The sequence below is a fragment of the Nocardioides sp. NPDC057577 genome (assembly GCF_042801335.1).
Classification (GTDB): domain Bacteria; phylum Actinomycetota; class Actinomycetes; order Propionibacteriales; family Nocardioidaceae; genus Nocardioides.
The window spans coordinates 1-23,730 of the sequence record NZ_JBHVGB010000003.1 but is presented as its reverse complement, the minus strand read 5'-3'; the positions used below and the strand labels follow the sequence as shown (position 1 = coordinate 23,730).

Here is a 23,730-nt window from a genome sequence, read left to right as displayed (position 1 = left end):
ATCAGGGAGTGGTGATGAGGTCGGGGTTCGGGGCGAGGACGTTCTCGGTCGCGCCGTAGCGTGAGCTCGGGGCGAGCGAGAAGGCCTCGACGGACTGGCAGTACTTCGAGATCCGGACCACCGACATGTCGAGCCGTGCGGTCAGGTCGGTCGCCCAGTAGGGCACCCGTTCGTTGGCCTTGAGCTCGACGATCGCCAGCTTCGGCGGGATCAGGAACCGGTTCTCCGCGGCGGAGGCGAAGTGGAAGTCGCGGTCGCGGCCGTGCACGCGGTGGTCGATGGTGACGCGCAGGCCGAGGTCTGCCTCGCGGCCCACGAAGGCCTCGCGCTGGTAGCCGGTGGTGACGATCGGCCGCAGGTCGAGGTTGCCGACCAGCGAGGTGACCTCGTTGACGAAGCCTCGCGAGGTGCCCCCGACATCGAGATCGAGCTCCTCACGCTCGTCGAGCCACCGGCGGGCCTGCTCGTAGGGCAGCGAGAGGCGGCGCTTCTGGGTCACCCGGTTGACCCGCTGCTTGATCTCGACGTGGACCGGGGTCTCCTCGGCGCAGCTCGCCGGCTGGCCGTAGAGCCGCATCCGGAGCTTGCGGCGGAACCGGAGCCCCTCGATCTTCTCCCAGTAGAACCGCAGGTCCTCGGTGTCGTAGTAGACCGACGTCACCGGGTAGCCGCCCAGTGGTGAGTACGGGTCGGCCTCCATCCGGGCCTCGAGCTCCTCGCGAAGCTGGGCGACCTTCAGCTCGTCGATCAGATACTTGATCTCGTAGCGGTTGAAGGAGTGCAGCCTGCTCGCGGTCTCCTGGTAGCCGGTCGGCTGCGTCGGAGCATCCTCGGCCGCGGTCTTGCGATGATCGGTCTTGTCATGGTCGACGCGTAGGCGTCGGTTCAACCAACCCATTCAGTTTTCCTCCCGGGACAGTCACTGATGCGACTTCGGGAGTTCACCGATCGTTCATATCTCCGGCCTGTGCCGAACCTGTGGTGAGCCTGTCAAAGCGGCTCTCACTCGATTCTGTTGCCGTCCTGGTCCCAGTGGGAGGCGACCTTCTTGCTCGGCTGTACCCGAGGCGGCTCCCCCGGCATCTTCGGGTAGTCGGGCGGGAAGTTGAGCTCGCCTCCGGGCAGCTTCTCCCACAGCTCGAGCAGGGGCGTGAGGTCGTACGCCTTCTCGTCGATCTGCGCCCAGCGGTCGCCGTCGGCGAGGAGGTCGGGGACGGTGAAGAGGTTGAGCTCGCGCGGGTCCTTGAGATCGGCCAGCTCGTCCCAGGTGAGCGGCGTGGAGACCGGGGCGCCAGGCTTGGGGCGCAGCGAGTAGGCGCTCGCGATCGTGCGATCTCGGTTGTTCTGGTTGAAGTCGACGAAGATGCGCTCCCCGCGCTCCTCCTTCCACCACGCGGTGGTCACTCCCCCGTCGCGACGCTCGAGCTCACGGCCGAAGCCGATCGCGGCGTGACGCAGCTCCTCGAAGGTCCACTCCGGCCGGATGCGTACGAAGATGTGTACGCCGCGGTTGCCGCTGGTCTTCGCGAAACCGCGCAGGCCGAGCTCCTCGAGCGCTTCACGGGCGACACCGGCGACCCGCACGACGTCGGTGAAGTCGGTGCCGGGCTGGGGGTCGAGGTCGATGCGCAGCTCGTCGGGGTGGTCCACGTCCGCACGGCGGACGGGCCAGGGGTGGAAGGTGAGCGTGCCCATCTGGGCGCACCAGACCGGGATCGCCGGCTCGGTGGGGCAGATCTCTCGCGCCTTACGCCCGCTCGGGAAGGTGATCTCGACCTCCTCGAGGTAGTCGGGGGCACCCTTGGGCGTGCGCTTCTGGTAGAAGCCGTCACCCTCCTTGTCGGTGGGCCCGGTGGCCAGCTTCATGCCCTCGCGCCAGCCGTCGGGCCAGCGCTCGAGGGCAGTCGGGCGATCCCGCAGCGCCCGCATCAGCGGGTCGCCGACCGTCGCGAAGAACTCCGCGACCATCAGCTTGGTGACCTCGGGGGTGCGGTCGGTCGCCTCGTAGATCACCCGGTCGGGGCTGGAGATCCGCACCTCGCGCTCGCCCGCCTGCACGTGTGCCGCCGGTGTCTTCGCCATGGCGCCAACCTAGCCCGCTCCAAGCCCCTCCCCCAGCGAAATCGCCCGGACGACATCCCCAACTCACTGGCCAGCACGTCTCGAGACCGGCATGATCCGCTCCAACGTACGGCGACCGACACGATCTCGGAGGATCCCCCACATGTCGACTCGAACCACGGCACTGACCGCCGCCACGGCGGCCCTGGCCGCCGCCATCACCCTCGGCCTCACCGGCGCGCCCGCGACCGCGACCGCGAACACCGACCCGGAGTGCGGGACCCTCGCCTCGCCCGACACCCGGGTGGAGCACACCCGGCTCACCGACCCGGCGGTGACCGACATCCTGGCCCGCTCCGGGTTCGACGACGTCGCCGGCGTGGTGAGGACGGCCGTCTGCGACGCGAGCAGCAGCAGGGCCGCCACCGTCGCGGCCCGGATCGCCGGCCGGGCTCTGTGGCAGCGCGCGGTCGACCGGGTGCAGGGGCGTGGCGACGCCGGTGGCGACCTGCCGCGCAGCGACGACCGGCCGCTCTACTGGGCCCGCCTCGCGGGCGAGCTGGAGATCGCGCGCGTCGCGCCTGCGTACCGGTCCTGGTCCGAGGACGCCCGGGCGAAGGTGCTGGCCGCCTTCGACCGGAGCTCGCGCGGGATCGAGTCGACCACCTTCAGGCGCGGCGAGTCCGGCCGGTCGCGACAGGTGCTGGCCTCCGGCTTCGACCCGTTCACCCTCGACCGCAACATCCGCCAGTCGAACCCGTCCGGGGCCACCGCGCTGGCGATGGACGGGCGCGTCGTACAGACGGCGAAGGGGCCCGTCGAGATCCAGACCGTGGTGTTCCCGGTGCTGTGGGAGCCGTTCGCGGAGGGGATCGTCGAGCGCTCCTTCCTGCCGCACCTGGTTCCCGGAAGGCGCGACGTGGACACCGCGATCACCATCAGCCAGGGCCGCGCGGGCCGGTTCGACCTGGAGGTCTGGAACGGCGCCCATCGCGGCACCTTCCCCGACAACGACCGGGTCAGCGTCAACGAGACCGTCCCGATCCCCGAGGACGTTCCTCACGCCGACCCGCAGCCGCAGTGGACCCGGACCACGCTGCCGGTGGAGGCGATGAAGGCAGCCGCGCCGGCCACCTTCCCGGTGAACATCAACCGCGTCGTCACCGAGATCCCGGCAGGATCGACCGAGCCGGTCACCCGGGAGGACCCGACGCCGGGCTCCACGGCGGTAGCCGGCGGCGGCGGTGACTACCTGTCCAACGAGTCGGCTTACCGCACCACCGCCCTCCGCGACGCGCTCGGGACCGACACCAAGCAGGGTCACATCCACGTGCCTGTCCTCGACGGGGATGCCACCGGCGAGCCGCTGGCCGACATGCGGGCAGACATCGTGGCCCAGACTCTCGGTCTCGTGGCGGCTGCGGCGACCAGCTGATCCGGAGACGGCCCGAAGGAGATGGCCCGAAGTAACTAGCCGTCGCCCGCACTGTTTTCATGCCCCCGGGCGTACTAGGGGCATGAAAACAGCAAAGGTCAGGCCTATCTCGGGTGCGGCCCTTGTGATCAGCATCGTCAGCATCTTCGCCCTCGGCGCATGCGGCGGGTCGGACGGATCGGGCGGGTCCTCCGCCGATTCCGGCTCGGTCGAGTCGCTGGCCGATTCATCAGCCGGGAAGGCGGCGGCTCCGGAGATGGCCGCGGAGGACGCAGACGCGGCGGCCCCGAAGCAGGCCGTCACGAAGGCGTCGATCATCTCCACCGGCTCGGTCGCGCTCAGCGCGAAGGACGTCGGAAAGACGCGTACGCAGGTGCAGTCGATCTCCGACAGGTATGCCGGCCAGGTCACCGAGCAGGAGACCAGCGACAGCGACGACGACGGCCCCGGCTACGCCCGGATGGTCCTCCGAATCCCGTCGAAGTCGTTCGACGACGCGATGGCCGACCTCGAGGACACCGCGACTCTGGTCGACTCCAGCACCACGACCACCGACGTCACCACCGAGGTCGTCGACACCGAGGTGCGGGTGAAGAACGCCCGGACGAGCATCGAGCGGATCCGTACGCTCCTCTCCCGCGCGGAGGCGATCGGGGATGTCATCGCGATCGAGTCCGAGCTCGCCCGCCGCGAGGCCGACCTCAACTCGCTGCTCGCCCAGCAGGCGGCCCTCGAGAACCAGACCTCGTTGTCGACCATCACGGTCAACATCGACCGTTCCGGCCCCGGCGGATCCTCCGACGACGACCCCGGCTTCCTGGCCGGACTGAGCGCCGGCTGGGACGCGCTGGGCGACTCGGCTCGTGTCCTCGCGGTCGCCCTCGGCGCCATCATCCCGTGGACGCCGGTCATCCTGCTCCTCCTCGCGCCCCTCTGGCTCCTCTCCCGGCGCCGGCGGCAGACGGCCGGACCCATGGCCGGGCCAATGACTGGGCCGGTGCCGGCCACCGGCCCGGCGGAGGAATAACCGGTCGAGATCGGGGTGCTCGGCGGCGTACGTTCTGACCATGAGCGCGCTCGAGCACCCCGGCCTCGTCTTCCGCAGCCTCGACCCGTTGGACGGGGACGAGGCCATGTTGAAGGGATGGTACGAAGCGACCCGGCGTGGCTTCCACCAGTCCCGAGGCAACGACGACGGGGTCCAGGTCTGGCGCGACCACATCCGCAACGACTCGGTGAACGTGCTGGGGGCGTGGACGGAGAGCTCGGAGTTCTCCTCGGCCACGATCCCGGTCGCGACGTTCTCGTCCTGGACCTCGCCGATCAACGTCGGCGGCGGCACCAGCCTGCCGGCGCTACTGATCAGCGACGTGACCGTCTCCCCGACCCACCGGCGCCAGGGGCTGCTGCGCAGGCTGATGACGGTCTCGCTGGCCGACGCGGTCGCCGCGGGCGTGCCGCTGGCGGCGCTGACCGTCTCCGAGGGGTCGATCTACGGCCGCTTCGGCTTCGGCACGGCCACCCATCTGCGCCAGGTCGAGGTGGATGTGACCGCGAAGTTCCGCTACCGCCCCGAGGTTCCCACCGACGACGGTTGGGTGACGCTGGTCGAGCCGGCCGACGCCTGGAAGACGGTCGCCGAGATCTACGGCACCTTCCAGGAGCGCACCCGTGGATCGGTCACCCGGCCGCAGTTCTACGAGCCGTGGCTCTCCAGCGGCTACGACTTCGACGGCGACTCGAAGGGCGAGTCCAAGCAGAGGGCGGTGTTGCACCTGGACGCCTCCGGCACTCCCGACGGCTATGCGATCTACAAGACCGCCGACGAGCGCAACGACCTCGGGCTGCGGATGGCGCGGGTGGTCGACCTGGTCGCGCTGACCCCGGCGGCCTATCTGCGGCTGTGGCGGTTCCTCGCCGACATCGACCTCGTCGAACGGGTCGCGTGGCGCAAGGCACCGGTGCACGACCCGCTCTACTGGGCGCTCGCCGAGCCGTTCGCGGTCAAGAGCGCCGAGCTCGACGACATGCTGTGGATGCGCGTGCTCGATGTGCCGGCCGCCCTGCAGGCACGACCCTGGTACGCCACCGGAGAGGTCGTCCTCGGCGTCGACGACCCGCTCGGACACGCCGCGGGTGCCTGGCGGGTCGCGGTGCGGGACGGCATCGCGGAGGTCACCCCGACCGATGCCGCGCCGACCGTGGCGCTGGCCGCCGACACCCTCGGCGCCCTGTACCTCGGCGGTGTCGACGTACGCACCCTGGCCGCTGCCGGCCGGATCACGGGCTCGCCCGAGGCGATCGAGACCTGGGCGGCGATGGCCGACGGCGGCCCACTGCCCTACTGCATCACCGGCTTCTGAGCCCGCCCCGCCGCTGAGCCCTCAGGCGCGTCCGGGCTCGGCGCCGATCAGGCTGATCCGGTCGCCGCGAAAGTGGTAGTGGTGCATCGCGTCCAACCTCGGTGCGTACGCGTGCAGGCTGATCGCCGGGCGCGAGCCGACGTTGCGTACGTCATGGACATGGCCGGCGTCGTGCGCCCGGGCGTCGCCGGGGCCGACGTCGGCGATCTGCAGGCCGCCGAGCCAGTTGTGCTCGACCAGGCTGCCGGTGAGCACGGTGAAGGCTGTGGTCGCGGTGCCGTGGTCGTGGAAGCCGGTGCTGGCGCCCGGCGACCAGGCGATCAGCCAGACCTCGACCTTGTCGTCGCGGTGGAGCAGGTGGAACTCGCGCCCGGTCTCGGGCACCTGCACGCTCGCGAGCAGGTCGTCGTCGGCGTAGGTGCGGATGGCGTCCAGCAGGGGCTGCATGGCAAGGGTGGTCAAGGTGGCCTCCTCCAGAAGCTTCGTGGGTTTAAGTATAGTAGATGACTCGACTTTGACCAATGGGGTTGTGCTCCCACCCCAGACGTACCATTTGAGCCATGGGTTACAACGTGGAGAAGTCCGACGAGGAGTGGCGCGCAGAGCTGTCGCCCGAGGAGTACGCGGTGCTGCGTCAGGCGGGCACCGAGCGGGCGTTCACGGGTGAATACACCGACACCGAGACCAAGGGCGTCTACTCGTGCAAGGCCTGCAAGGCCAAGCTGTTCGAGTCCGACACCAAGTTCCACTCCGGCTGCGGCTGGCCGTCGTTCTACCAGCCGATCTCGGAGACGATCGAGTACATCGAGGACAAGTCGCACGGGATGGACCGGGTGGAGGTCCGCTGCGCGAACTGCGGCTCCCACCTCGGCCACGTCTTCCCCGACGGCTACGGCACCCCGACCGGCGACCGGTTCTGCATCAACTCGATCTCGATCTCGCTCGAGGCTGCAGACCAAGCCTGAGACTCACCATCCGTTGACATGGATGATCGGGTCGAGGTCGCGCCGCGGCCCCGGCTTGAAGTCGGTTCCCACGGTGTAGGCGACCGGCAGGAGCACACCCTGGTGCACGTTCTCGGGCAGGCCCAAGACGTCGGCGACCTCACGCTCGTAGCCGAGGTGGAGGGTCGTCCAGGTCGTGCCGAGCCCCCTGGCTCGCAGCGCGAGGGCCAGGCTCCATGCGGCCGGGAGCAGTGAGCCCCACAGACCGGCCTGGTTGCCCTCCGGGAGGCCGGGTACGTCACGCTCGATCGCGGCGATGACCTGCACAGGCACGCGCCCCATCACCTCGCGCAGGTGCACGGAGCTGGAGCTCAGCCGGGCGCCGGCAGCGTCGGCGGGCTCCTCCCGCCCGGCGTACGCCTCGGTGTGCGAGCGTGCGTAGAGGTCGCCGACCTGCTGCTTGAGCGCGGGGTCGGTGACCACGATCCAGTGCCAACGCTGGTTGTTGCTGCCCGAGGGCGCCTGGACGGCGATCTCGATCGCCTCCCGGACGACGTCGAGCGGCACGTCGCGGTCGAGGTCGAGGCGCTTGCGTACGGCTCGGGTGGTGGTGAGCAGTTGGTCGGGGTCGAGCGGCAGGAGTTCGGTCATGCTGGATGGACACCGGCGGCACGGTCGATATTCCGCGGCTCGCCGGACAGGGTCGCCGAACCTGGATAGCGTGGCGCCGTGACTGTGCGGATCGCGATGTGGTCGGGACCGAGAAACCTCTCCACGGCGTTGATGCGCTCGTTCGAGAACCGGCCCGACTGCACGGTCATCGACGAGCCGCTGTACGCCGCCTACCTCTCGGCCACGGGCCTGGACCATCCGGGGCGTGAGGACGTGCTCGCCTCTCAGCCGAACGACTGGCGGGTGGTGGCTCGTGAGATCACGTCCGGGCCGATCGAATCGCCGGTGCAGTACCAGAAGCACATGACCCATCACCTGCTTCCGGAGATGGACCACGGCGCCTTCGCCGGGCTCTCGCACGCGTTTCTGGTCCGGGACCCGGAGCGGGTGCTGACCTCGTACGCCAAGGTCCGGGAGGAGCCGACGCTCGAGGACCTCGGGCTGCCGCAGCAGGTGGCGCTCTTCGAGGAGTTCGGCGGGCCGGTGGTCGATGCCGCCTCGATCCTGGCCTCACCGCGGGCGGCTCTCGTCGGGCTGTGCGAGGCGCTGGGGATCGGCTTCGACGAGGCGATGCTGTCGTGGCCGGCCGGGCGCCGGGACTCCGACGGCGTCTGGGCCCCGCACTGGTACTCCGGGGTGTGGGCCTCCACCGGGTTCGCCGCCTCCTCCCCCGGCGCCGCCGACCCGCTGCCCGCGCGCCTGGCGCCGCTGCTGGAGCGATGCCTGCCCTACTACGATCGTCTCGCCCCCTATGTCATGGCTCCTTGAGTCGAGATTGGTGACTGATGCTGCAGACGTACGACCCCCGCAACGACGACCTCCAGGTCTGGATCAACGGCGAGCTGACGCACCGCCTGGAGGCGCGGATCTCACCGTTCGACTCGCTCGCCCAGGGTGGCGACGGGGTCTGGGAGGGCCTGCGGCTCACCCAGGGACGCATCTTCAAGCTCTCCGAGCACCTGCTTCGGCTGCGGCGCTCGGCGCGGGCCCTGGCCTTCTCCGACATCCCGTCCGACGAGTTCATGACCCAGGCGATCCGCGAGTGCGTGGCCGCGAACGGGATGCGCGACGACGTCCACATCCGGCTCACGCTCTCGCGCGGGGTGAAGGTCACCTCCGGCATGGACCCGCGGCTCAACCAGTCGGGTCCGACCCTGATCGTGCTGGCCGAGTTCAAGTCGCCGGTCTACGACGACTCCGGGATCACGCTGATCACCGCGACCCAGCGCCGCCCGCGCGCCGACATGCTCGACCCGAAGATCCACCACAACAACCTGATCCCCTCGATCCTGGCCAAGGTCGAGGCCAACAACGCAGGCGCCGACGACGCGCTGATGCTCGACGATCTGGGCTTCGTCGCGGAGACCAACGCCACCCACTTCTTCCACGTACGCGACGGGGTGCTGCGCACCTCGACGACCCGCGCGTGCCCCGAGGGGATCACCCGCGCCACCGTCCTCGACCTCGCCGCCGACCTGGGCCTGCCGGTGGACGTCGGTGACTTCTCGCTCACCGACGCCCACACGGCCGACGAGGCCTTCGTCACCGGCACCATGGGCGGGCTCACCCCGGTGGTCTCCCTCGACGGCCGGCCGATCGAGCGCGGGCCGATGACGCAGCAGCTCACCAAGGCGTACGCGGACCTGCAGGCGACTGCGGGCACTGTCGTCTGCTGACCGAGGTAACTCGGTCAGCGTGCTGGGATGCCGACCGAGGTAACTCGGTGAAGCCGCACTGTCTTCGTGGAACTCCACGAAGGAAGCGACAGCAGACCGAGTTACCTCGGTGAACATTCACCGACCGACCGAGTTACCTCGGTGAACGGTCAAGCGCCGACCGAGTCCCGCCAGGCGACGAGCTCCTCGAGGAACGAGAGGTCGTAGTCGGGGCCGTTGACGCCGTGGGTGAACAGCGTGGCTCCGGCGTCGGCGAACGCCTTGGCCGACTCGAGGTCGCCGACCTCGACCGAGATCTCGATCTCGGAGACGTCGCGGCCGACGCCTCGGCAGTGCTCGGCGAGGATGCCGCGCTTGCGCTCGAGGGTGGGGACGTCGGAGAAGGAGTGCCAGATGTCGGCGTGCTTCGCGACGTACTTCAGGGTCTTCTTCTCCCCGCCGCCACCGATCATGACCGGGATCTTCCGGACGGGTGCGGGGTTGAGCTCGGACCAGCGCTTCTCGATGCGCGGCAGCGCCTCGCCGAGGGCGTCGAGGCGCGACCCGGCGGTGCCGAAGTCGTAGCCGTACTCGGTGTAGTCCCTCTCGAACCAGCCCGACCCGATCCCGAACACCAGCCGGCCACCGGAGATGTGGTCGACGGTGCGGGCCATGTCGGCGAGCAGCTCGGGGTTGCGGTAGGAGTTGCAGGTCACCAGGCAGCCGATCTCGGCACGCGTGGTCTGCTCGGCCCAGGCCGCGAGCATGGTCCAGGCCTCGAAGTGCTTGCCGTCGGGCTCGCCGTAGAGCGGGTAGAAGTGGTCCCAGTTGAAGAGGATGTCGACGCCGATCTCCTCCGCGCGGCGGGCGGCATCGCGGATCTGGGCATAGTCGGCGTGCTGGGGCTGGATCTGGACTCCGATGCGGATCGTCATGTGAACAACCCTACGGAGCGTCCGGCTTCCGTCCTCGCGCGAATCGGCCCTATCGTTCGGCAGGCGGCGAAGCGCGCCGTACGAGAGCTGAAGAGGGTGCGAGATGCGACTCGGTTGGGATCTGCACGATGACGGCAAGAACGTACGCGAGGGGGCGATCGTCAAGCCCGGGGAGCGGTTGAGCTGGCCCCGGACGATCGGCTTCGGCGGCCAGCACGTGGTCGCGATGTTCGGCGCCACGTTCCTGGTGCCCCTGCTGACCGGCTTCCCGCCGACCACGACCCTGTTCTTCTCCGGTCTCGGCACGCTGCTGTTCCTGCTGATCACGCGCAACCGGCTGCCCAGCTACCTCGGCTCCTCGTTCGCCTTCATCGCGCCGATCGGCGCGGCGATGGGTGGCGGCGGGATGGGCGCCGCCCTCTTCGGCATCCTGGTCACCGGTGCGCTGCTGGCGCTGGTCGGCGTGATCGTGATGGTCACCGGCACCGGCTGGATCGAGGCGCTGATGCCGCCGGTGGTGACCGGTGCGATCGTCGCGCTGATCGGTCTCAACCTGGCCTCCGCCGCGACCAACAACGTCGTCGGTGGTGACCCGGCCAAGCCCGACAACGGCTCGGTGGTGGTCGCCGCGATCACCCTGGCGACCGTGCTGGTCGTCGCGGTCGCCTTCCGGGGCCTGATCGCCCGGCTCTCCATCCTGGTCGGCGTCGTCGTGGGCTACGTCGCCGCGCTGATCATGGGCCAGATCGACACCTCGGCGTTCCAGGAGGCCGCCTGGTTCGGGCTCCCCGACTTCTCCACGCCGACAGTGTCCTGGTCGGTGGTGCCCATGTTCCTGCCGGTCGTGCTCGTCCTCGTCGCCGAGAACGTCGGCCACGTACGCAGCGTCGCCCACCTCGCGGGCGACGACTCCATCAACCGCGAGACCGGCCGGGCCCTGTTCGCCGACGGCCTCGCCACCACCATCGCCGGTGGCTTCGGCGGCTCGGCGACGACGACGTACGGCGAGAACATCGGCGTCATGACCGCGACCCGGGTCTTCTCGACCGCTGCGTACTGGGTCGCCGGCGTGGTGGCGATCCTGCTGTCGCTGTCTCCGAAGTTCGGGGCGCTCCTGAACACGGTCCCTGCCGGCGTGCTCGGCGGGATCACCGTCGCGCTCTACGGCCTGATCGGCCTGATCGGCATCCGGATCTGGATGGACAACCGGGTCGACTTCGCCGACCCGGTCAACCAGTTCACCGCCGCCGTCGCCCTGATCATCGGCATCGGCAACCTCACCCTGACCTTCGGCGACCTCACCTTCACCGGCATCGCACTGGGCACCATCGCCGCGGTCGTGATCTACCACGGGATGAGCGCGCTCGCACGGCTGCGGCGCTAGTCAGAGCTTCTGAGGCAACCCATCGCGCATGCGGTGTCCGAGCTCGTTGGACACCGCGTGCGCGAAGCCCTCGGCAAGCGGGGGCCAGTTCCAGAACGTGATGCCGACGTGCCCCACGGCCATCGCACCGTAGCCCCAGCGCCAATCGTTGAGGTGAGCGCTGCTACCGCACTCGCGGCACCTCACCTCCGCCGACCCGCCCTCGACCCAACGGCCGGCTGCAGCCACGAGCTCGCCGATCTGGGGGTCATCGCCCCATTGGTCGAAAGTCTCGAAGGTGAGCTCACCGAACGTGTGGTCGCACGCCGGACATTCGGCCGGACCCACCTCGCCCTGCCCTGGATAGAACAACCTCCGCCCGACCTGGATCTCGACGCCGTCCATGTGATCGGGGTTGGGGTCGACCTCGCTCTCGTCAAGCGCGGCCAGGAAGTTCGGCCCCGGTCGATGGCCAGGACTGCTGATCGCGCAGAGCGTCTCCTCCGGGACGATCACACCCCACTCGACCAGCCAACGCCGTAGCCTGTCCGCGACCTCCGCCGCCTGCACCTCAGTCGCCTCGACATCCACGATCCACTGGAAGTAGTCACCCACGCGTCACCTCTGGCGCTGCCCCTCGCCGAAGAGTGCGGCCTCCATGTCGATGGCGTACGCCGGTTGCTCCCACTCGGCAAGGTTGACGACGACGAACGGCGTCCCCTCGGGTAGCAGCACATTCACTTCGTCCATCAGCCGACGGATCCCCTTCGCGGCGGCACTGTTGCCGCGGCCGTCTTGGGCCTCCAGCCACCCGGCTGCCTTCTCGACCACGTCCGCCGGATCCAAGATCACCCGAACCTTCGGATCCTCTGGCCACGACACGCCCTCCATTGTGCACGTGCGGAAGCCGGTGAACATCAGCCTGCTCTGCGACAGGTCCAACTGCCGCATCACGACCGACTCCTGCTCGGGGAACGGCAGGTCACGCGCCAGACCCGAGCGCTTGCCGTCGAAGATCACCTCGCTCAGGTCGGTGGCGAAGGTCGTGTCGCTGATCGAGCAACGACAAAACTCGGTGCCCTTCATCTTGGTGTCGGTGAAGGTGCACCTGGTGATAGTGACCCCGGACCACATCCGACGACCGAGCTTGGCCTTGCTGAAGTCGACGTCGATCCACGTCGGCCACGAGTCAGCCGTCGCTCCGCCCACGGTGGCCTGTTGCAGATCAGCACCGACGAGGCTCGTCCGACTGCACTCGACACCCAACAGGCGGGAGTTCTTCAGGCTCGCCTGATCGAGGATGCAGTCCTCGACCACGACGTCGAAGAACCACAGCCCCGAGAGATCTGCGTACGTCAGGTCGAGACCGCTCCAACGCACGCTCCGCAGCTCGCGCACGTCACCCGCAGGAAACGTCGGCAGACCACGTAGATCGACGCGACCTTCGATCGTCCCGATGCCTTCCGGCAACGGCGCGGCAGTGTCCGACAGCCAGCGCGCAGCGGCCGCAGCCAGTCCTGGCTGGTCCCTCCAACGCTGCGTGACGTCCTTCTTGCTCACGTTGAACTCGCTCCTAATCGTGTGTGTTGGAGACGCGCCACTACCTTAGTGACATCGCCGAGTGGGCCGCCTGCCAACCGACGACGATCTCCGCGCGCACCACACTAGTTCGTGAAGATTCCGTGGCCCTGTCCCCAGTCGGCGTTGTAGTCGCGCTCGTGGGCTTTCATCTCTCCTCGCGTCGTGATGTCCCACCAAGCGTCGGCGCCGTCGTCGATCGAGTAGAAGTCTGGGCCGTACTTGAACCGTGGAGTGATGCCCACGTTGATGTTGGGGTCGGCCTCGACCTGCTGTTTCACCCAGTTGTCGATCCGCTCGCCGCGGAAGATGGCCTCGAAGAACTCCTTGCCTTCCTGGTCGGCCAGGTGTCGCTGCGCCGGCGTGAGAGCGATCTCCCCCGCATCGAACTTTCTGACCGCTTCATCGACATACGCCTGGAGCCGGTTCTTGATGTCGTCGCGGCACGGCGAGAGGCCGAGCGGATCGCTCCACGTCGTCGGGTTGTGGACGTAGGTGTTCGGGTTGAGCGCCGGCGCGAGCCCCAGCGGATCCTGGCTGAGATAGCGCGCGGTCGCCGGGTCGTAATAGCGCTGGTGGTTGTAGAAGAGACCTGACTCGTCGTCGGCGTACTGGCCGGCGAAGCGGAGTGGGGTGGCAGACGACTCGGCAGACGCACCCCAGACCGTCCTACGGGCGTGCCAGGCGAGGTCGCCATCGGGCGTCACCAGCTCCGCGGGCGCTCCGGCGAGATCGGTGACAATCGAGTAGAAGCGGGCGTCGACTTCGTCCTGGGTGAGCTCGACCTGAGCGAGGGGCTGGTAGCGCTGATGCACCCAGGAGAGGGTGTCGCCGCTTTCAGCGGTCTGCTCGATGAGGATGGGGCCGTCCCATGCGAACAGAGTCTCCTCGACGACCTCGGCAGAGTCGGCGTGGCGTCGCTTGGCGACGCGGCGGCCGAGGGCGTCGTAGAGGTAGGTCCAGCGGGTTCCGTCAGGGGTACGTACGGCGGTGAGGCGGTCGTTGGCGTCCCACTCGTAGAGCCAGGTGTCGGGTTTCTCCGACAGCCTGGTGCGGGAGTGGCGGACGAGACGACCTTGGGCGTCGTAGGCGTAGCGGCTGCGGCCGGAACGAGTGAGCAGGGTGCCTTCGTAGTCGCGGCGCTCAGCGTCGCCGCCGGCGGTCGCGGCGCGGGTGATGTTGCCGAGGGGGTCGTAGGAGTAGGCCTCTGAGGTGGAGCCGTCGAGCTCGACCGAGGTGATCCGGTCGGCGATGTCGAGCTCGAAGCGGCGGGCGCCGGTGAGGCGGTCCTCGACTCCGATCAGCCGGCCGGCGGACTCGTAGGCGTAGGTGCGTTCCTGGAGCACATCGCCCGGCATCGACACCGCACCGGCGCTGCGCTCGAGGCGCTGGGTCAGCGGCTGACCGAGGAGGTCCCAGGTCTGCTCGAGGACGACGTCGCCGGTGGTGCGTCGGGTCTCGCGGCCAGCCTCGTCGCGCTCGAAGGCGATCTCCTGGCCGGCGACGGTCATCCGTTCCGGGGTGATCCCCGCACCGTAGGACCACTCGGTCTCGACGCCCGCGGGTGTCGTACGCCGCTTCGGACGGCCCAGCGCGTCATACGTCTTGGCGACTCTGCGTCCGTTGACCGACTCGGCGAGCACGCGACCGAGCTGGTCGCGCTCGACGGCCAGGTCGACGCCGGGAGAGGTCGCTCGCAGGAGGCGGCCGAGCGGGTCGTAGGCCAGCGTCGTTGTCTGGTCGCCGGCTGGCCCCTCGGATCGTTCGGAGACGACGTTGCCGAGGGTGTCGTAGTCGTAGACCAGGCGCTGACCTGCACCGTTGGTCTGCTCGACCATCTGGCCGGCCGTGTCGTAGGCATAGGCCAGGGTGCGGCCGTTGTAATCGGTCTCGGTCGCGAGACGGCCGGCCTCGTCGTAGTCGTAGCGCCAGACCGCGCCCTGCGGGCTGGTCACGCTGGTCAGACGCAGCTCGGGGTCGTAGGCGTAGCGCGTGATCGAGCCGTCGGGAGCGATGACCTCGGCGGGGAGGTCAAAGTGAGTGAACCGGGTGTGGGTCACTCGGCCGGCGGGGTCGATGTAGGAGACCGGGTTGCCCTCGGCGTCGTACCTCCAGGACTCCGAGGTGCCGTCGGGAAGCAGCCGCGATGCGAGCTGACCGTCGACGGTCCAGGAGTAGACGGTTCGCGCACCCAGGGCATCCGTGCTCGCAGCGACCCGGCCGAAGTAGTCGCGCTCGAACTCCGCCCGGCGACCGTCCGGCTCAACGATCCGCAGCGGCAGACCGGCGGCATCGGTCTCGACGGCCCGGACCCGGCCGAGCGCGTCGGTGACCGACGCCAGATGACCGTCGGGTCCGTAGCCGAACTCGGTGGTCGCGCCGGTGGCATCGGTCGCCGACGTGCGACGCCCGGCCTCGTCGTAACCCAGGGCCGTCACCGAGCCGTCCGGGAGAACCTGACGCGCCAGGCGCGGCCCGGCGACGGTGTCTACCCACTCCAGCGCGATCTGGCTGCCGTCGGGGCGGGTGACATCAACCAAGTTCCCGGCAGCGTCGTAGACGTAGTCGGTGCGACGGCCGAGCGGGTCGGTGCGCGCGAGGAGCTGGTTCTGTTCGCTCCACTCCGAGCGGGTCGCGCCGCCGAGCGCGTCGATCGAGGCGACGACCTGGTAGCGGGAGTTGATCTTGAAGACCGTGGCGAGGTCGCGGGAGTCGGTGACGCGGGTCTCACGCAGTCCGCTGGCGTTGGGTTCGCCGTAGTGGAAGGTGTTGCGCATGACGCCGTCCGAGCCGCCCTGGCTGACGCAGCGGCCACGATCGTCGTACGCATAGTCGTAGTTGGTGCCGTTGCGGTCGATCCAGCGGGTGATCCGGTGCTGGTCGTAGGTGAACTGCAGCTCTTGGCCAGAGCCGTTGACGACGCCGGCCAGGTCACCGCGGCTGTCGTAGCGGTAGCTCATCACCTCGGCGGAATCAGCGCCGTCAGGACGGGTCACCGACAACCCGGTGACCCGGTTCCCGGTGGTGGCCACCCCCACGCGGTATCCGGCGCTATGGGTCACCTCCGCGGGCGTGCCCTGGTCGTCACGGGTGAACCGGATCCAGTCACCCGAGGTGTTCGTGATCGAGGTCAGCCAGGCAGTCCCGCCGACGGGGGCGTCGAAATGACGGGTCTCCCCAGTCGCTGTGTCCAGCAGGCGGTAGCCGCCGTCGTCGCCGGCCCGCAGCCGGAGCGGCCCGCCAGCGACCGGCCGGGCGTCCTCGCCGGCGGTGAGGTTCTTGAAGACATGCGCTCGGGTGTCGGCCGCCACCACGACAGCTGAACGTCGTCCGACCAGATCGGTGTGGACTTCGATCCGCTCGTCGAACGTCGAGGACCACGAGAGGCCGAACCAATGACCATAGGTCCAGTCGCTCGAGTGCTTACGGCTCAGGACCAGCGGGAGATCGCCCGGAAGCGTCAGGTCGGTCTGCTGTAGGAAGACCGCACCGGTGGCCACGTCGACCGGGTCACCACAACCCTGCTGGTCGCGGCTCCCGTCCCTGTCCGTGCCGCCCCTGTCCGAGGGCAGACTGTCGGTCCGGCCGGGCCTGTCGGACCCCGACCTCGCCATGTCGCTGTCCAGGTCCTTGCGCGCGTCCGCATGCTTCCGGACCCCATCAGCAACGTCGTCGGCGTTCTTCTTCAGCGACCGACCGACATCACCCATCGCCTTGGTCGCCGCCTCACGAAGCTCCTCGACGACATCATCCATCTTTCTGGCCATCGAAATCTCTCCTAGGACTGGAAGAAGGGCAGGGCCGACACCTCGGCAGCGAACGTGGAGCACAACTCGTACTGGTCGGCGCCACAGTCGTTGAGCGCGGAGGCGATCTGATCCATCACGTCATAGCTGAGCTTGGTCGCGGCGGTCGCGTCACCGTCGGTCACCAACGGCGCCTCCGCGATCGCAATCGCGAGCTCGGCGATCGTGCCGGTCAGCGGATCGATCACCATCGTGGCGAGCTGACCGATCAGCTCCTCCATCGCGATGTCGGTGGCGATGTCGAGCGCCTTCTTCCGCACTGCGATGAGCGCAGCGTTGCCGGCCACGCTGATTCCCGCGGTCACCACCGCAGTCGCAGCGGCCGCCGCGATCTGGGCGGCCGTGATCGTCAGCTCTGCGATCACCTTCACCTTCAGGGCGACGATCGCGTCGGCAGCGACATCGATCCCGGATGCGACTCCGGGGAGCGTGTCGAGCACCGCATCCATGTTGGACGAACGATTCTCCGTCCACGCCCTGATCAGCGCATTCGTCGACTGTGCCTTGGCACCGTCGCCGAGCTCGTTGACGCGGACCTCCAGCTCATCGAGAGTGCCCCGCAGATCGGTCTCCAGGCCACGCAGGAGCTGCGCGGCATCGCGGACCGCATCCTCGTCGACGTTCGGCCACTCGTACCCGAGCAGGTCGAGTACGAAATCCAGCTCTCCCGGGATCGTCATCCCCACACTTCTGCCCTCCGCAGTCACATGGATCTCATGACCGTGTCGGGTCGACGTACGAACCCGAGCACGAACCATCGCGACGGAGAACGCTAGTGGAGGACGCGGACAGCCGCCCAGTGAATTTCCGGACGCGTCCGGGGAATCAGGGGAGGCGGTCCAGGAGGTCGCCGATCTCGACGCGGGCGCCGGTGTAGAACGGCACCTCCTCGCGTACGTGACGACGGGTCTCGGAGCCGCGGAGGTGGCGCATCAGGTCGACGATGCGGGAGAGGTCGTCGGCCTCGAAGGCCAGCATCCACTCGTAGTCACCGAGAGCGAAGGACGGGACGGTGTTGGCCCGCACGTCGGGGTAGTCGCGCGCCATCTGACCGTGCTCGGCGAGGAGGCGGCGGCGCTCCTTGTCATCGAGGAGATACCACTCGTAGGAGCGGATGAACGGGTAGACCGCGACGTAGTCGTGGGTGCGCTCGTCGGCGAGGAACGCCGGCAGGTGGCTCCGGTTGAACTCGGCGGGGCGGTGCAGCGCCATCTGCGACCAGACCGGGACGAGCCGGCCGCCGAAGGCGGTGCGGCGCAGGCGGTGATAGGCCGACTGGAGCTTGTCGGAGGAGTCCGCGTGCAGCCAGAACATCACGTCGGCGTCGGCGCGCAGGCCGGCCACGTCGTAGGTGCCACGCACCACGATGTCCTCGCCGGCGAAGGCGGCGAAGAGCTCCTCGACCTCGACCGCCTCGGCCTTGCGGTCGGCGTCACCGAGGGTCTCCTCGAGGGAGAAGACCGACCACATCGTGTAGCGGAGGGTCGCGTTGAGCTCGTTGATCTTGGCTGCGTTGGACTTGATGTCGGCCTGGGGGTCGGTCATGCCCCCATTTTGCGCTACCGCCGGTCACCGTGCCCTTTCGGGCTCTATCGTGAGCGCCATGCTGCCGCTGCGTACCCGCATCTTCGCCTTCCTCCAGGAGCGCCTGGTCAAGACACCGCTGAACGCCGAGGAGATGATCGCCCTGCGCGCCCAGCGCGAGGGGCTCCGCACCGGGCCGGTCAGCTCGTTCCTCTTCGGCCGTCCTGCGGACGTCGAGATCAAGGAGAGGTACGTCGATGGCCGCCGTTTCGCGATCTACACGCCTCATGGCGTCGGCGAGGCCGCGCCGGTCGTCATCAACTACCACGGCGGCGGCTGGTGTCTGGGGACCCCGGAGCAGAGCGCGTGGGTCTCCTCGCACGTGGCCGCGGAGACCGGGTCGATCGTGGTCGCACCGTCCTACCGGCTGGCGCCGGAGCACCCGTTCCCGGCTGCCGTCGAGGACGCCTGGGCCGCCTTGGAATGGGTCTCGAAGAACGCCGCCGACCTGGGCGGGGACCCGTCTCGGATCGCGGTGATGGGCGACAGCGCCGGCGGCAACCTGGCAGCGGTGGTGTCCTTGATGGCCCGCGATGCGGGCGGACCGACGGTGCGGGCTCAGGTGCTGATCTACCCGGCGGTGGAGATGTACGAGAAGTTCCCCTCCGAGGCGGCCAACGCCAACGGGCCGGTGCTCACCTCGACGCAGATGAGCACCTTCGGCCACCTCTACATGGGCGAGCGCTACGGGGACGAGTCCTGGCAGGCCTCACCCCTGCGTGCCGCTTCTCACGCCGACCTGCCGCCGGCCCACATCATCACCGCGCTGCACGATCCGATCCGCGACCACGGCACCCGGTACGCCGAGGCCCTCCGTGCCGCCGGGACGCCGGTCTCGCTCGTGGACTACGACACCGCGTTCCACGGGTTCATGTCGCTCCCCGGAGTCGCTCCGGTCGCACCGGAGGCTCTCGCCGGGATCATCGCCTTCCTCCGCTGAAGCATCAGCAGTTTTCTACGTTCGCTTAGGAGTTTGTTAACCCTCCGCGCCCAGCCGTGTTGTAACGTTCCACTCGGGTGTTCGTCGCCAGGTTGTCTCGGGTCGTACGCCACCTCGGTCCCCCCATTCGCCTGCGACTGAGAGCGCTTTCGCGCCTCTCCTCGGCGAGCCCTGCGCACCTCGGAAAGGCGTAGCGACATGCCAGACGTCTCCATCAAGATCGACACCCTTGATCAGACGGTCAAGAAGCTGGATTCGATCATCGACGAGTTCGAGCACGCGGTCGGGAACTCCGACGCGCTCGAAGGCGCCATCGGGAACCCGTTCCGCCGAGGCGAGCTGCGCGGGCAGACCGACGACTTCGAACAGCGCTGGGACATGAAGCGCAAGGATCTCAAGGACGAGCTCTCCGACGTGCGCGACCACATCAAAGGGGTCGTCGAGGGATTCCAGGACTGGGACAGCGAGACGGCTCTCCTGTTCCAGCAGAAATAGACGGACGGAGTGAGTCATGGATCAGTCACCCAAGGGCCGGGAGATCCAGCCCCTCACCGGCGACTCGGCAGTGATCGTCGCTCGCGGGAACAAGATCGAAGAGCTCGGGATCCAGATGTCCGACGCGGCAACCGTCCTCGAGCAGGTCGCGACCGGCGAGCTGGCCGACGGCCAGATGCAGGGGAAGGCCGTCGCCGAGCTCCAGGACAAGATCGGGTCCTCCTACGAGACGTTGCGGGAGGCCAGCGAGCTCTACACGCCGGTGGGGCCGCTGATCGCCGCGTACGGCACGAGCCTCGGGGAACAGCAAGCCAAGATGGGACCGTTGGTCGAGTCCTGCGTCGACAAGTGGACCACCTATGAGGGGCTTCCGGGAGACCGCGAAGCGGACGATGACGAGGGACAGGCCAAGAAGGCCGCGTACGACGAATGGCAGGACGACGCGGAGACCTGGGATGCCGAGTACGACACCTGGGAAGACGCCTACGACCTCGCGGTCAACGGCATCGGCAACGAGATGGCCGGCAGCATCAAGGACGGCTTCTGGGAGATCTTCGGCTTCCTGATCAACATCCTCGAGGCCATCGCGATGGTCTTCATGATCGCCGGGCTCTTCCTCGGTGGCATCGTCGCCGTCATCGGATTCGCCCTCGGCGCCTTGGTGCTGATCGGCAAGATCGTCCAGGCGTCGGCCGGCAAATGCGAGGTGACAGACGTGCTCTTGGCGGTTCTCGCGGTGCTCCCCTTCGGAAAGCTCGGCCAGATCGGCAAGGCCTGGGGCCAGTTGGGGAAGGGTGCCGCCTCCGGCGGGAAGACCGCCGGCGCGGCCGGACGAGGCTTCGGAAACTTTGCTCTGAAACGAGCGGCGCCGCTGAACCCACCTCCCGTGAACGTCACGTTCGGCGCCAAGTTCAAGACCGCACTCTCCATCTCCACCGGCTTCAGGGAGGTCCCCCGGACCAGGGCCGCTTGGATGGCCAACCCGTTCAAGCCCCCCAAGGACATTCCCGTGGGCATCATGAGCGGTTCCGACATCGCTACCGGGATGGCCATCTACGGGGGGATACGCACAGGGACCTGGGGCCAGAAGATCGGGGCCGGCTTCGACGGGCTCAGCGGCCTGGGGAAGTGGGCAGGCGAGTGGTACGGCACCACCTCGACGAGCCAGGGGCTGGACGAGCGCCGCACCCATGACCAGCAGAGCAGACAGCCCTCGGAGGCATGATGCCGGAGACATGGCAAGCTGAGATCGCCCAGCCGTCGGAGCGATGGATCTGGGTCCCGAACGCGGGCGTGCTCGACGATGCGGGTGCGAAGAGGTGGGTCGAGGACGTGCTCGCCACGCTCCGCGACACCTGGGACGGCGAGTGGACCGACGAGGTCGACCCCGACGCGCGTGCCCTGCTCGCGCACCACCTCGCCGGCGACCTCCACCCCGGGACGCTGGCCTCGATGCTCCACTGGCCGCTGCCCGCGCCCGTCGTCAGCCGGGTGCGGGTCGTACTCGGGGGCGGCGAGCCGACCTCGCCCGAGGAGTGGCGGCAGCAGGGCTTCGACGTCGATGAGTACGCCGGGGCCGCTCTCGGTCCCGGACTGAGATGTCTCGCGTCCAGGACCGGAGAGGTCGACGGTGAGACCGTCGAGTTCCTCACCGGCATCTTCGTCTTCTCGACGCAGGAGATCAGCGTGATGGTCGTGGTCGAGGCAGGCGCACCCGAGATCTTCGGTCTCACCATCGCGGACATGCCGCTCTTCCTCGCCGAGCTCGAGATCGAACGCCCCGATGGCACCCCGTTCTCGGCAGAGCCGATCCCCGGCATGCCGAGCGACCCGTTCGACGTATGGGAGGACTCGTCCTTTGTCTGAGGCAGCACCCGCCCCGCAGTCCTCGCTACGCGAGCTGCTCGGCGGCACCAAGGAGCCGGAGTTCGAGCTGAAGCTCCTCCCCGGGTGGGAACGACACTCCCCGGGCGAGGCAGACCGGGCCGCGATGGACGCGGCACTGAAGAAGCGCTTCATGAGCATCAACCGGCCCGAGCTGCACGCCTCCATGCGTGCGCAGCTCGATCAGGCATACGCGCTCATGAAGCAGCAGCAGGTCAAGGCCTACTTCGCCGCCACCGCCGAGACCGACAGCCTCGCCCTCATTCCCGGCGCGATCGTCGCGACGACGTTCCACGCCGGCAACGGCGGGACCCTCGACACCCACGTCGCCGCGATCATCCGGGACCATGGCGCCAAGCCGTTGTTCGGCGACAAGCGGTTCATCAGATACGAGCGCGAGTCGACCAAGACCGCCGAGGGCGACGAGCCCGTGGTCGCGACGACGATCGTCTACATGACCCCCGTCCCCGGCTCGAAGCGGCGTCGGGGGCTTCAGCTGACCGCGACGATCGCCCGGCCGCTGGACATGACGGCGACCGACGAGAAGTTCCTGGCATGGAAGCTGGCTCTCGACGTCTGTGTCTCGACGCTGCGGTGGATGCCGGCCTGAGGTTCAGCTGATGTCCGCGGCGGCGCGGTGGGCGGAGGCGATCGTGGCCGGGATCCCGACGCCGTCGTAGGAGGCCCCGGCGAGGGCGAGTCCGGGGACACCGCGGAGTCCCTGCCGGATCCGGGCGACCCGGTCGAGGTGGCCGACGGGGTACTGCGGGAGCGCGTCGGTCCAGCGCTGGACGTGCACGTCGGTCGGCGTCTCGGTGATCCCGGCGATCTCGGCCAGGGCAGCCAGGGAGTCGGCGACCAGACGGTCGTCGTCGTCCGAGGGCGGCTCGCCGTGGCGTCCGATGGAGGTACGCAGGTAGGTGCCGCGCTCCCCCACCCAGGCCCACTTGGCGAAGGAGAAGGTGGAGGCCTTGATCGCACACTCCTCGACCGGCGGGACGAGGAATCCGGACCTGCCGGCCAGCTCCGCGGGGAGTTCGGGGAAGGCGAAGGTCACCACTGCGACGCTCGCGGTCTCGATCCCGGACAGCTCGCGCGCGACCGACGGGGCGGTCGAGCGGAGCAGCCTGGCGGCGACCGGAGCGGGGGTCGCGACCACGACGGCGTCGGCCGCCTCGACCTCGCCGGTCTCGATCAGGCTGTGCTCGACCAAGAAGCCCTGCGGGGTGCGGGTGACCGCGTCGACCGGGGTGTCGAGCCGGATGTCCAGTCCCGCGGCGAGGGTCTCGGGCAACCGCGACATCCCGCCGTCGATCCCGGCGAAGACCGGGACGTCCGAGCTCGGCAGCGCCGCGGCGGCCTCGAGCAGCGACCCCTTCTCGGCGAGCATGAACAACTGCGGGGCCGCCGCCTTCACCGAGATCCGGCGGGCATGACCGGCGTAGACCCCCGCGAGCAGCGGGTCCGCCAGCCGATCGGCCGTCTCGTCCCCGAACCGGGACGCGATGAAGTCACCGACCGAGATGTCCTCGTCCGTCTTCGCAGGTGGGAGCGTGGGTTCGCGGCGTACGACCTCCAGGGTCTCCTCGGAGAGGAGACCGGCCGACTCGAGCGCGGCCAGGTCGAGAGGTACGCCCATGATCGAGCGCGGGATCGGCCGCAGCGCGCCACGCGACCAGATCGAGGACTTCGCGTCGGTGGGGTGCACGACGTCGAGGCCGATCTCCCTGGCCAGTGAGACGCCCTCGGGCCGACGGTTGAGCATCGCCTCGGCCCCGACGTCGACGACCTGCCCGGCCACGGACTCCCCGCGGATCTTTCCTCCGACCCGGTCGGAGGCCTCCAGCACCGTGACCCGGTGCCCCTTCAAGGACAGATCGCGGGCCGCGGTCAGCCCGGCGATCCCTGCTCCGACGACGATGACACGCACAGCAGCAGTCTCCCACCCGCCATTGCCGAGGCGTCACCCCCGTCGGCCGAGTGGGCACCGGAATGCCACCTCGGCCGACGTACGT

Annotated in this window: 23 protein-coding genes; 12 read left to right on the top strand and 11 right to left on the bottom strand. The window is 68.8% G+C overall.

The annotated features are described in order from the left end of the window. Position 1: 1 nt before the first annotated feature. Positions 2-898, bottom strand: a complete 897-nt coding sequence (locus ACFU7D_RS01010; RefSeq protein WP_378862130.1) for a polyphosphate polymerase domain-containing protein — start codon at positions 896-898, stop codon at positions 2-4. Between the two features lie 104 nt (positions 899-1,002). Beyond that, entirely contained in the window at positions 1,003-2,082 is a 1,080-nt protein-coding gene (locus tag ACFU7D_RS01005; protein WP_378862127.1) for a DNA polymerase domain-containing protein, read from the bottom strand. Positions 2,083-2,224: 142 nt separating this feature from the next. On the opposite strand from ACFU7D_RS01005, the gene ACFU7D_RS01000 reads away from it, so the two are divergent. From ACFU7D_RS01000 to ACFU7D_RS00990, 3 genes are all read left to right on the top strand, one after another. Next, a complete protein-coding gene (locus ACFU7D_RS01000) occupies positions 2,225-3,496 on the top strand; it encodes a hypothetical protein (RefSeq protein WP_378862124.1) in 1,272 nt (423 codons plus the stop codon). Positions 3,497-3,620: 124 nt separating this feature from the next. Continuing rightward, positions 3,621-4,523, top strand: a complete 903-nt coding sequence (locus ACFU7D_RS00995) for a DUF4349 domain-containing protein (RefSeq protein WP_378862121.1) — start codon at positions 3,621-3,623, stop codon at positions 4,521-4,523. A 40-nt stretch (positions 4,524-4,563) separates the two neighbouring features. Next, positions 4,564-5,859, top strand: a complete 1,296-nt coding sequence (locus ACFU7D_RS00990) for a GNAT family N-acetyltransferase (protein ID WP_378862118.1) — start codon at positions 4,564-4,566, stop codon at positions 5,857-5,859. A gap of 21 nt (positions 5,860-5,880) precedes the next feature. Here ACFU7D_RS00990 and ACFU7D_RS00985 read toward each other — a convergent pair whose 3' ends face one another. Next, positions 5,881-6,321, bottom strand: coding sequence for a cysteine dioxygenase (locus tag ACFU7D_RS00985; RefSeq protein WP_378726392.1), 441 nt, complete (start codon positions 6,319-6,321; stop codon positions 5,881-5,883). 98 nt (positions 6,322-6,419) lie between these two features. Here ACFU7D_RS00985 and msrB point away from each other — a divergent pair, with 98 nt between their 5' ends. Next, positions 6,420-6,824 (top strand): peptide-methionine (R)-S-oxide reductase MsrB, encoded by a 405-nt coding sequence (gene msrB, locus ACFU7D_RS00980; protein WP_378726390.1) that lies wholly within the window; start codon positions 6,420-6,422, stop codon positions 6,822-6,824. A 3-nt stretch (positions 6,825-6,827) separates the two neighbouring features. Here the strand turns inward: msrB and ACFU7D_RS00975 are convergent, their stop codons facing one another. After that, positions 6,828-7,454 carry a nitroreductase family protein gene (locus tag ACFU7D_RS00975; protein ID WP_378862115.1) on the bottom strand — a complete coding sequence of 209 codons (627 nt, stop codon included), beginning with the start codon at positions 7,452-7,454 and terminating at the stop codon, positions 6,828-6,830. A gap of 78 nt (positions 7,455-7,532) precedes the next feature. Here ACFU7D_RS00975 and ACFU7D_RS00970 point away from each other — a divergent pair, with 78 nt between their 5' ends. Then, the gene (locus ACFU7D_RS00970) at positions 7,533-8,243 is read left to right on the top strand and encodes an HAD family hydrolase (protein WP_378862112.1); all 711 of its coding nucleotides are present in this window, start codon (positions 7,533-7,535) and stop codon (positions 8,241-8,243) included. Positions 8,244-8,260: 17 nt separating this feature from the next. Beyond that, on the top strand, positions 8,261-9,151 hold the full coding sequence (locus ACFU7D_RS00965; protein ID WP_378862110.1) for an aminotransferase class IV: 891 nt from the start codon (positions 8,261-8,263) through the stop codon (positions 9,149-9,151). A 149-nt stretch (positions 9,152-9,300) separates the two neighbouring features. On the opposite strand, the gene ACFU7D_RS00960 is transcribed toward ACFU7D_RS00965, so the two are convergent. Beyond that, positions 9,301-10,065 (bottom strand): LLM class F420-dependent oxidoreductase, encoded by a 765-nt coding sequence (locus tag ACFU7D_RS00960; protein ID WP_378862107.1) that lies wholly within the window; start codon positions 10,063-10,065, stop codon positions 9,301-9,303. Between the two features lie 103 nt (positions 10,066-10,168). Between ACFU7D_RS00960 and ACFU7D_RS00955 the strand changes: the two genes are divergently transcribed. Further along, entirely contained in the window at positions 10,169-11,449 is a 1,281-nt protein-coding gene (locus tag ACFU7D_RS00955) for a uracil-xanthine permease family protein (RefSeq protein WP_378726381.1), read from the top strand. Here ACFU7D_RS00955 and ACFU7D_RS00950 read toward each other — a convergent pair whose 3' ends face one another. The 5 genes from ACFU7D_RS00950 to hemQ form a co-directional block, all read right to left on the bottom strand. Beyond that, the gene (locus ACFU7D_RS00950; protein WP_378862104.1) at positions 11,450-12,043 is read right to left on the bottom strand and encodes a hypothetical protein; all 594 of its coding nucleotides are present in this window, start codon (positions 12,041-12,043) and stop codon (positions 11,450-11,452) included. It lies immediately after the preceding gene. Positions 12,044-12,046: 3 nt separating this feature from the next. Next, entirely contained in the window at positions 12,047-12,988 is a 942-nt protein-coding gene (locus ACFU7D_RS00945) for a pentapeptide repeat-containing protein (RefSeq protein ID WP_378862101.1), read from the bottom strand. A gap of 104 nt (positions 12,989-13,092) precedes the next feature. Next, positions 13,093-16,773: an RHS repeat-associated core domain-containing protein gene (locus ACFU7D_RS00940; protein ID WP_378862098.1), complete on the bottom strand. Its 3,681-nt coding sequence runs from the start codon at positions 16,771-16,773 to the stop codon at positions 13,093-13,095. A gap of 11 nt (positions 16,774-16,784) precedes the next feature. Beyond that, positions 16,785-17,492 (bottom strand): hypothetical protein, encoded by a 708-nt coding sequence (locus tag ACFU7D_RS00935; RefSeq protein WP_378862095.1) that lies wholly within the window; start codon positions 17,490-17,492, stop codon positions 16,785-16,787. Positions 17,493-17,637: 145 nt separating this feature from the next. After that, positions 17,638-18,357: a hydrogen peroxide-dependent heme synthase gene (hemQ, locus tag ACFU7D_RS00930; protein ID WP_091052485.1), complete on the bottom strand. Its 720-nt coding sequence runs from the start codon at positions 18,355-18,357 to the stop codon at positions 17,638-17,640. A gap of 58 nt (positions 18,358-18,415) precedes the next feature. Between hemQ and ACFU7D_RS00925 the strand changes: the two genes are divergently transcribed. The 5 genes from ACFU7D_RS00925 to ACFU7D_RS00905 all read left to right on the top strand — a co-directional run bounded on the left by ACFU7D_RS00925 (position 18,416) and on the right by ACFU7D_RS00905 (position 22,325). Beyond that, positions 18,416-19,336: an alpha/beta hydrolase gene (locus ACFU7D_RS00925; protein WP_378862092.1), complete on the top strand. Its 921-nt coding sequence runs from the start codon at positions 18,416-18,418 to the stop codon at positions 19,334-19,336. 198 nt (positions 19,337-19,534) lie between these two features. After that, positions 19,535-19,831 (top strand): flagellar protein FlgN, encoded by a 297-nt coding sequence (locus tag ACFU7D_RS00920; protein ID WP_378862089.1) that lies wholly within the window; start codon positions 19,535-19,537, stop codon positions 19,829-19,831. A gap of 16 nt (positions 19,832-19,847) precedes the next feature. Then, positions 19,848-21,056, top strand: coding sequence for a hypothetical protein (locus ACFU7D_RS00915; RefSeq protein WP_378862086.1), 1,209 nt, complete (start codon positions 19,848-19,850; stop codon positions 21,054-21,056). Then, positions 21,056-21,697 (top strand): hypothetical protein, encoded by a 642-nt coding sequence (locus ACFU7D_RS00910; protein ID WP_378726363.1) that lies wholly within the window; start codon positions 21,056-21,058, stop codon positions 21,695-21,697. The genes ACFU7D_RS00915 and ACFU7D_RS00910 overlap by 1 nt, the downstream gene beginning before the upstream one ends. After that, positions 21,690-22,325, top strand: coding sequence for a protein TPRXL (locus tag ACFU7D_RS00905; protein WP_378726361.1), 636 nt, complete (start codon positions 21,690-21,692; stop codon positions 22,323-22,325). The genes ACFU7D_RS00910 and ACFU7D_RS00905 overlap by 8 nt, the downstream gene beginning before the upstream one ends. 3 nt (positions 22,326-22,328) lie before the next feature. Here ACFU7D_RS00905 and hemG read toward each other — a convergent pair whose 3' ends face one another. Next, positions 22,329-23,645, bottom strand: coding sequence for a protoporphyrinogen oxidase (gene hemG / locus ACFU7D_RS00900; RefSeq protein ID WP_378862083.1), 1,317 nt, complete (start codon positions 23,643-23,645; stop codon positions 22,329-22,331). Positions 23,646-23,730 lie beyond the last annotated feature (85 nt).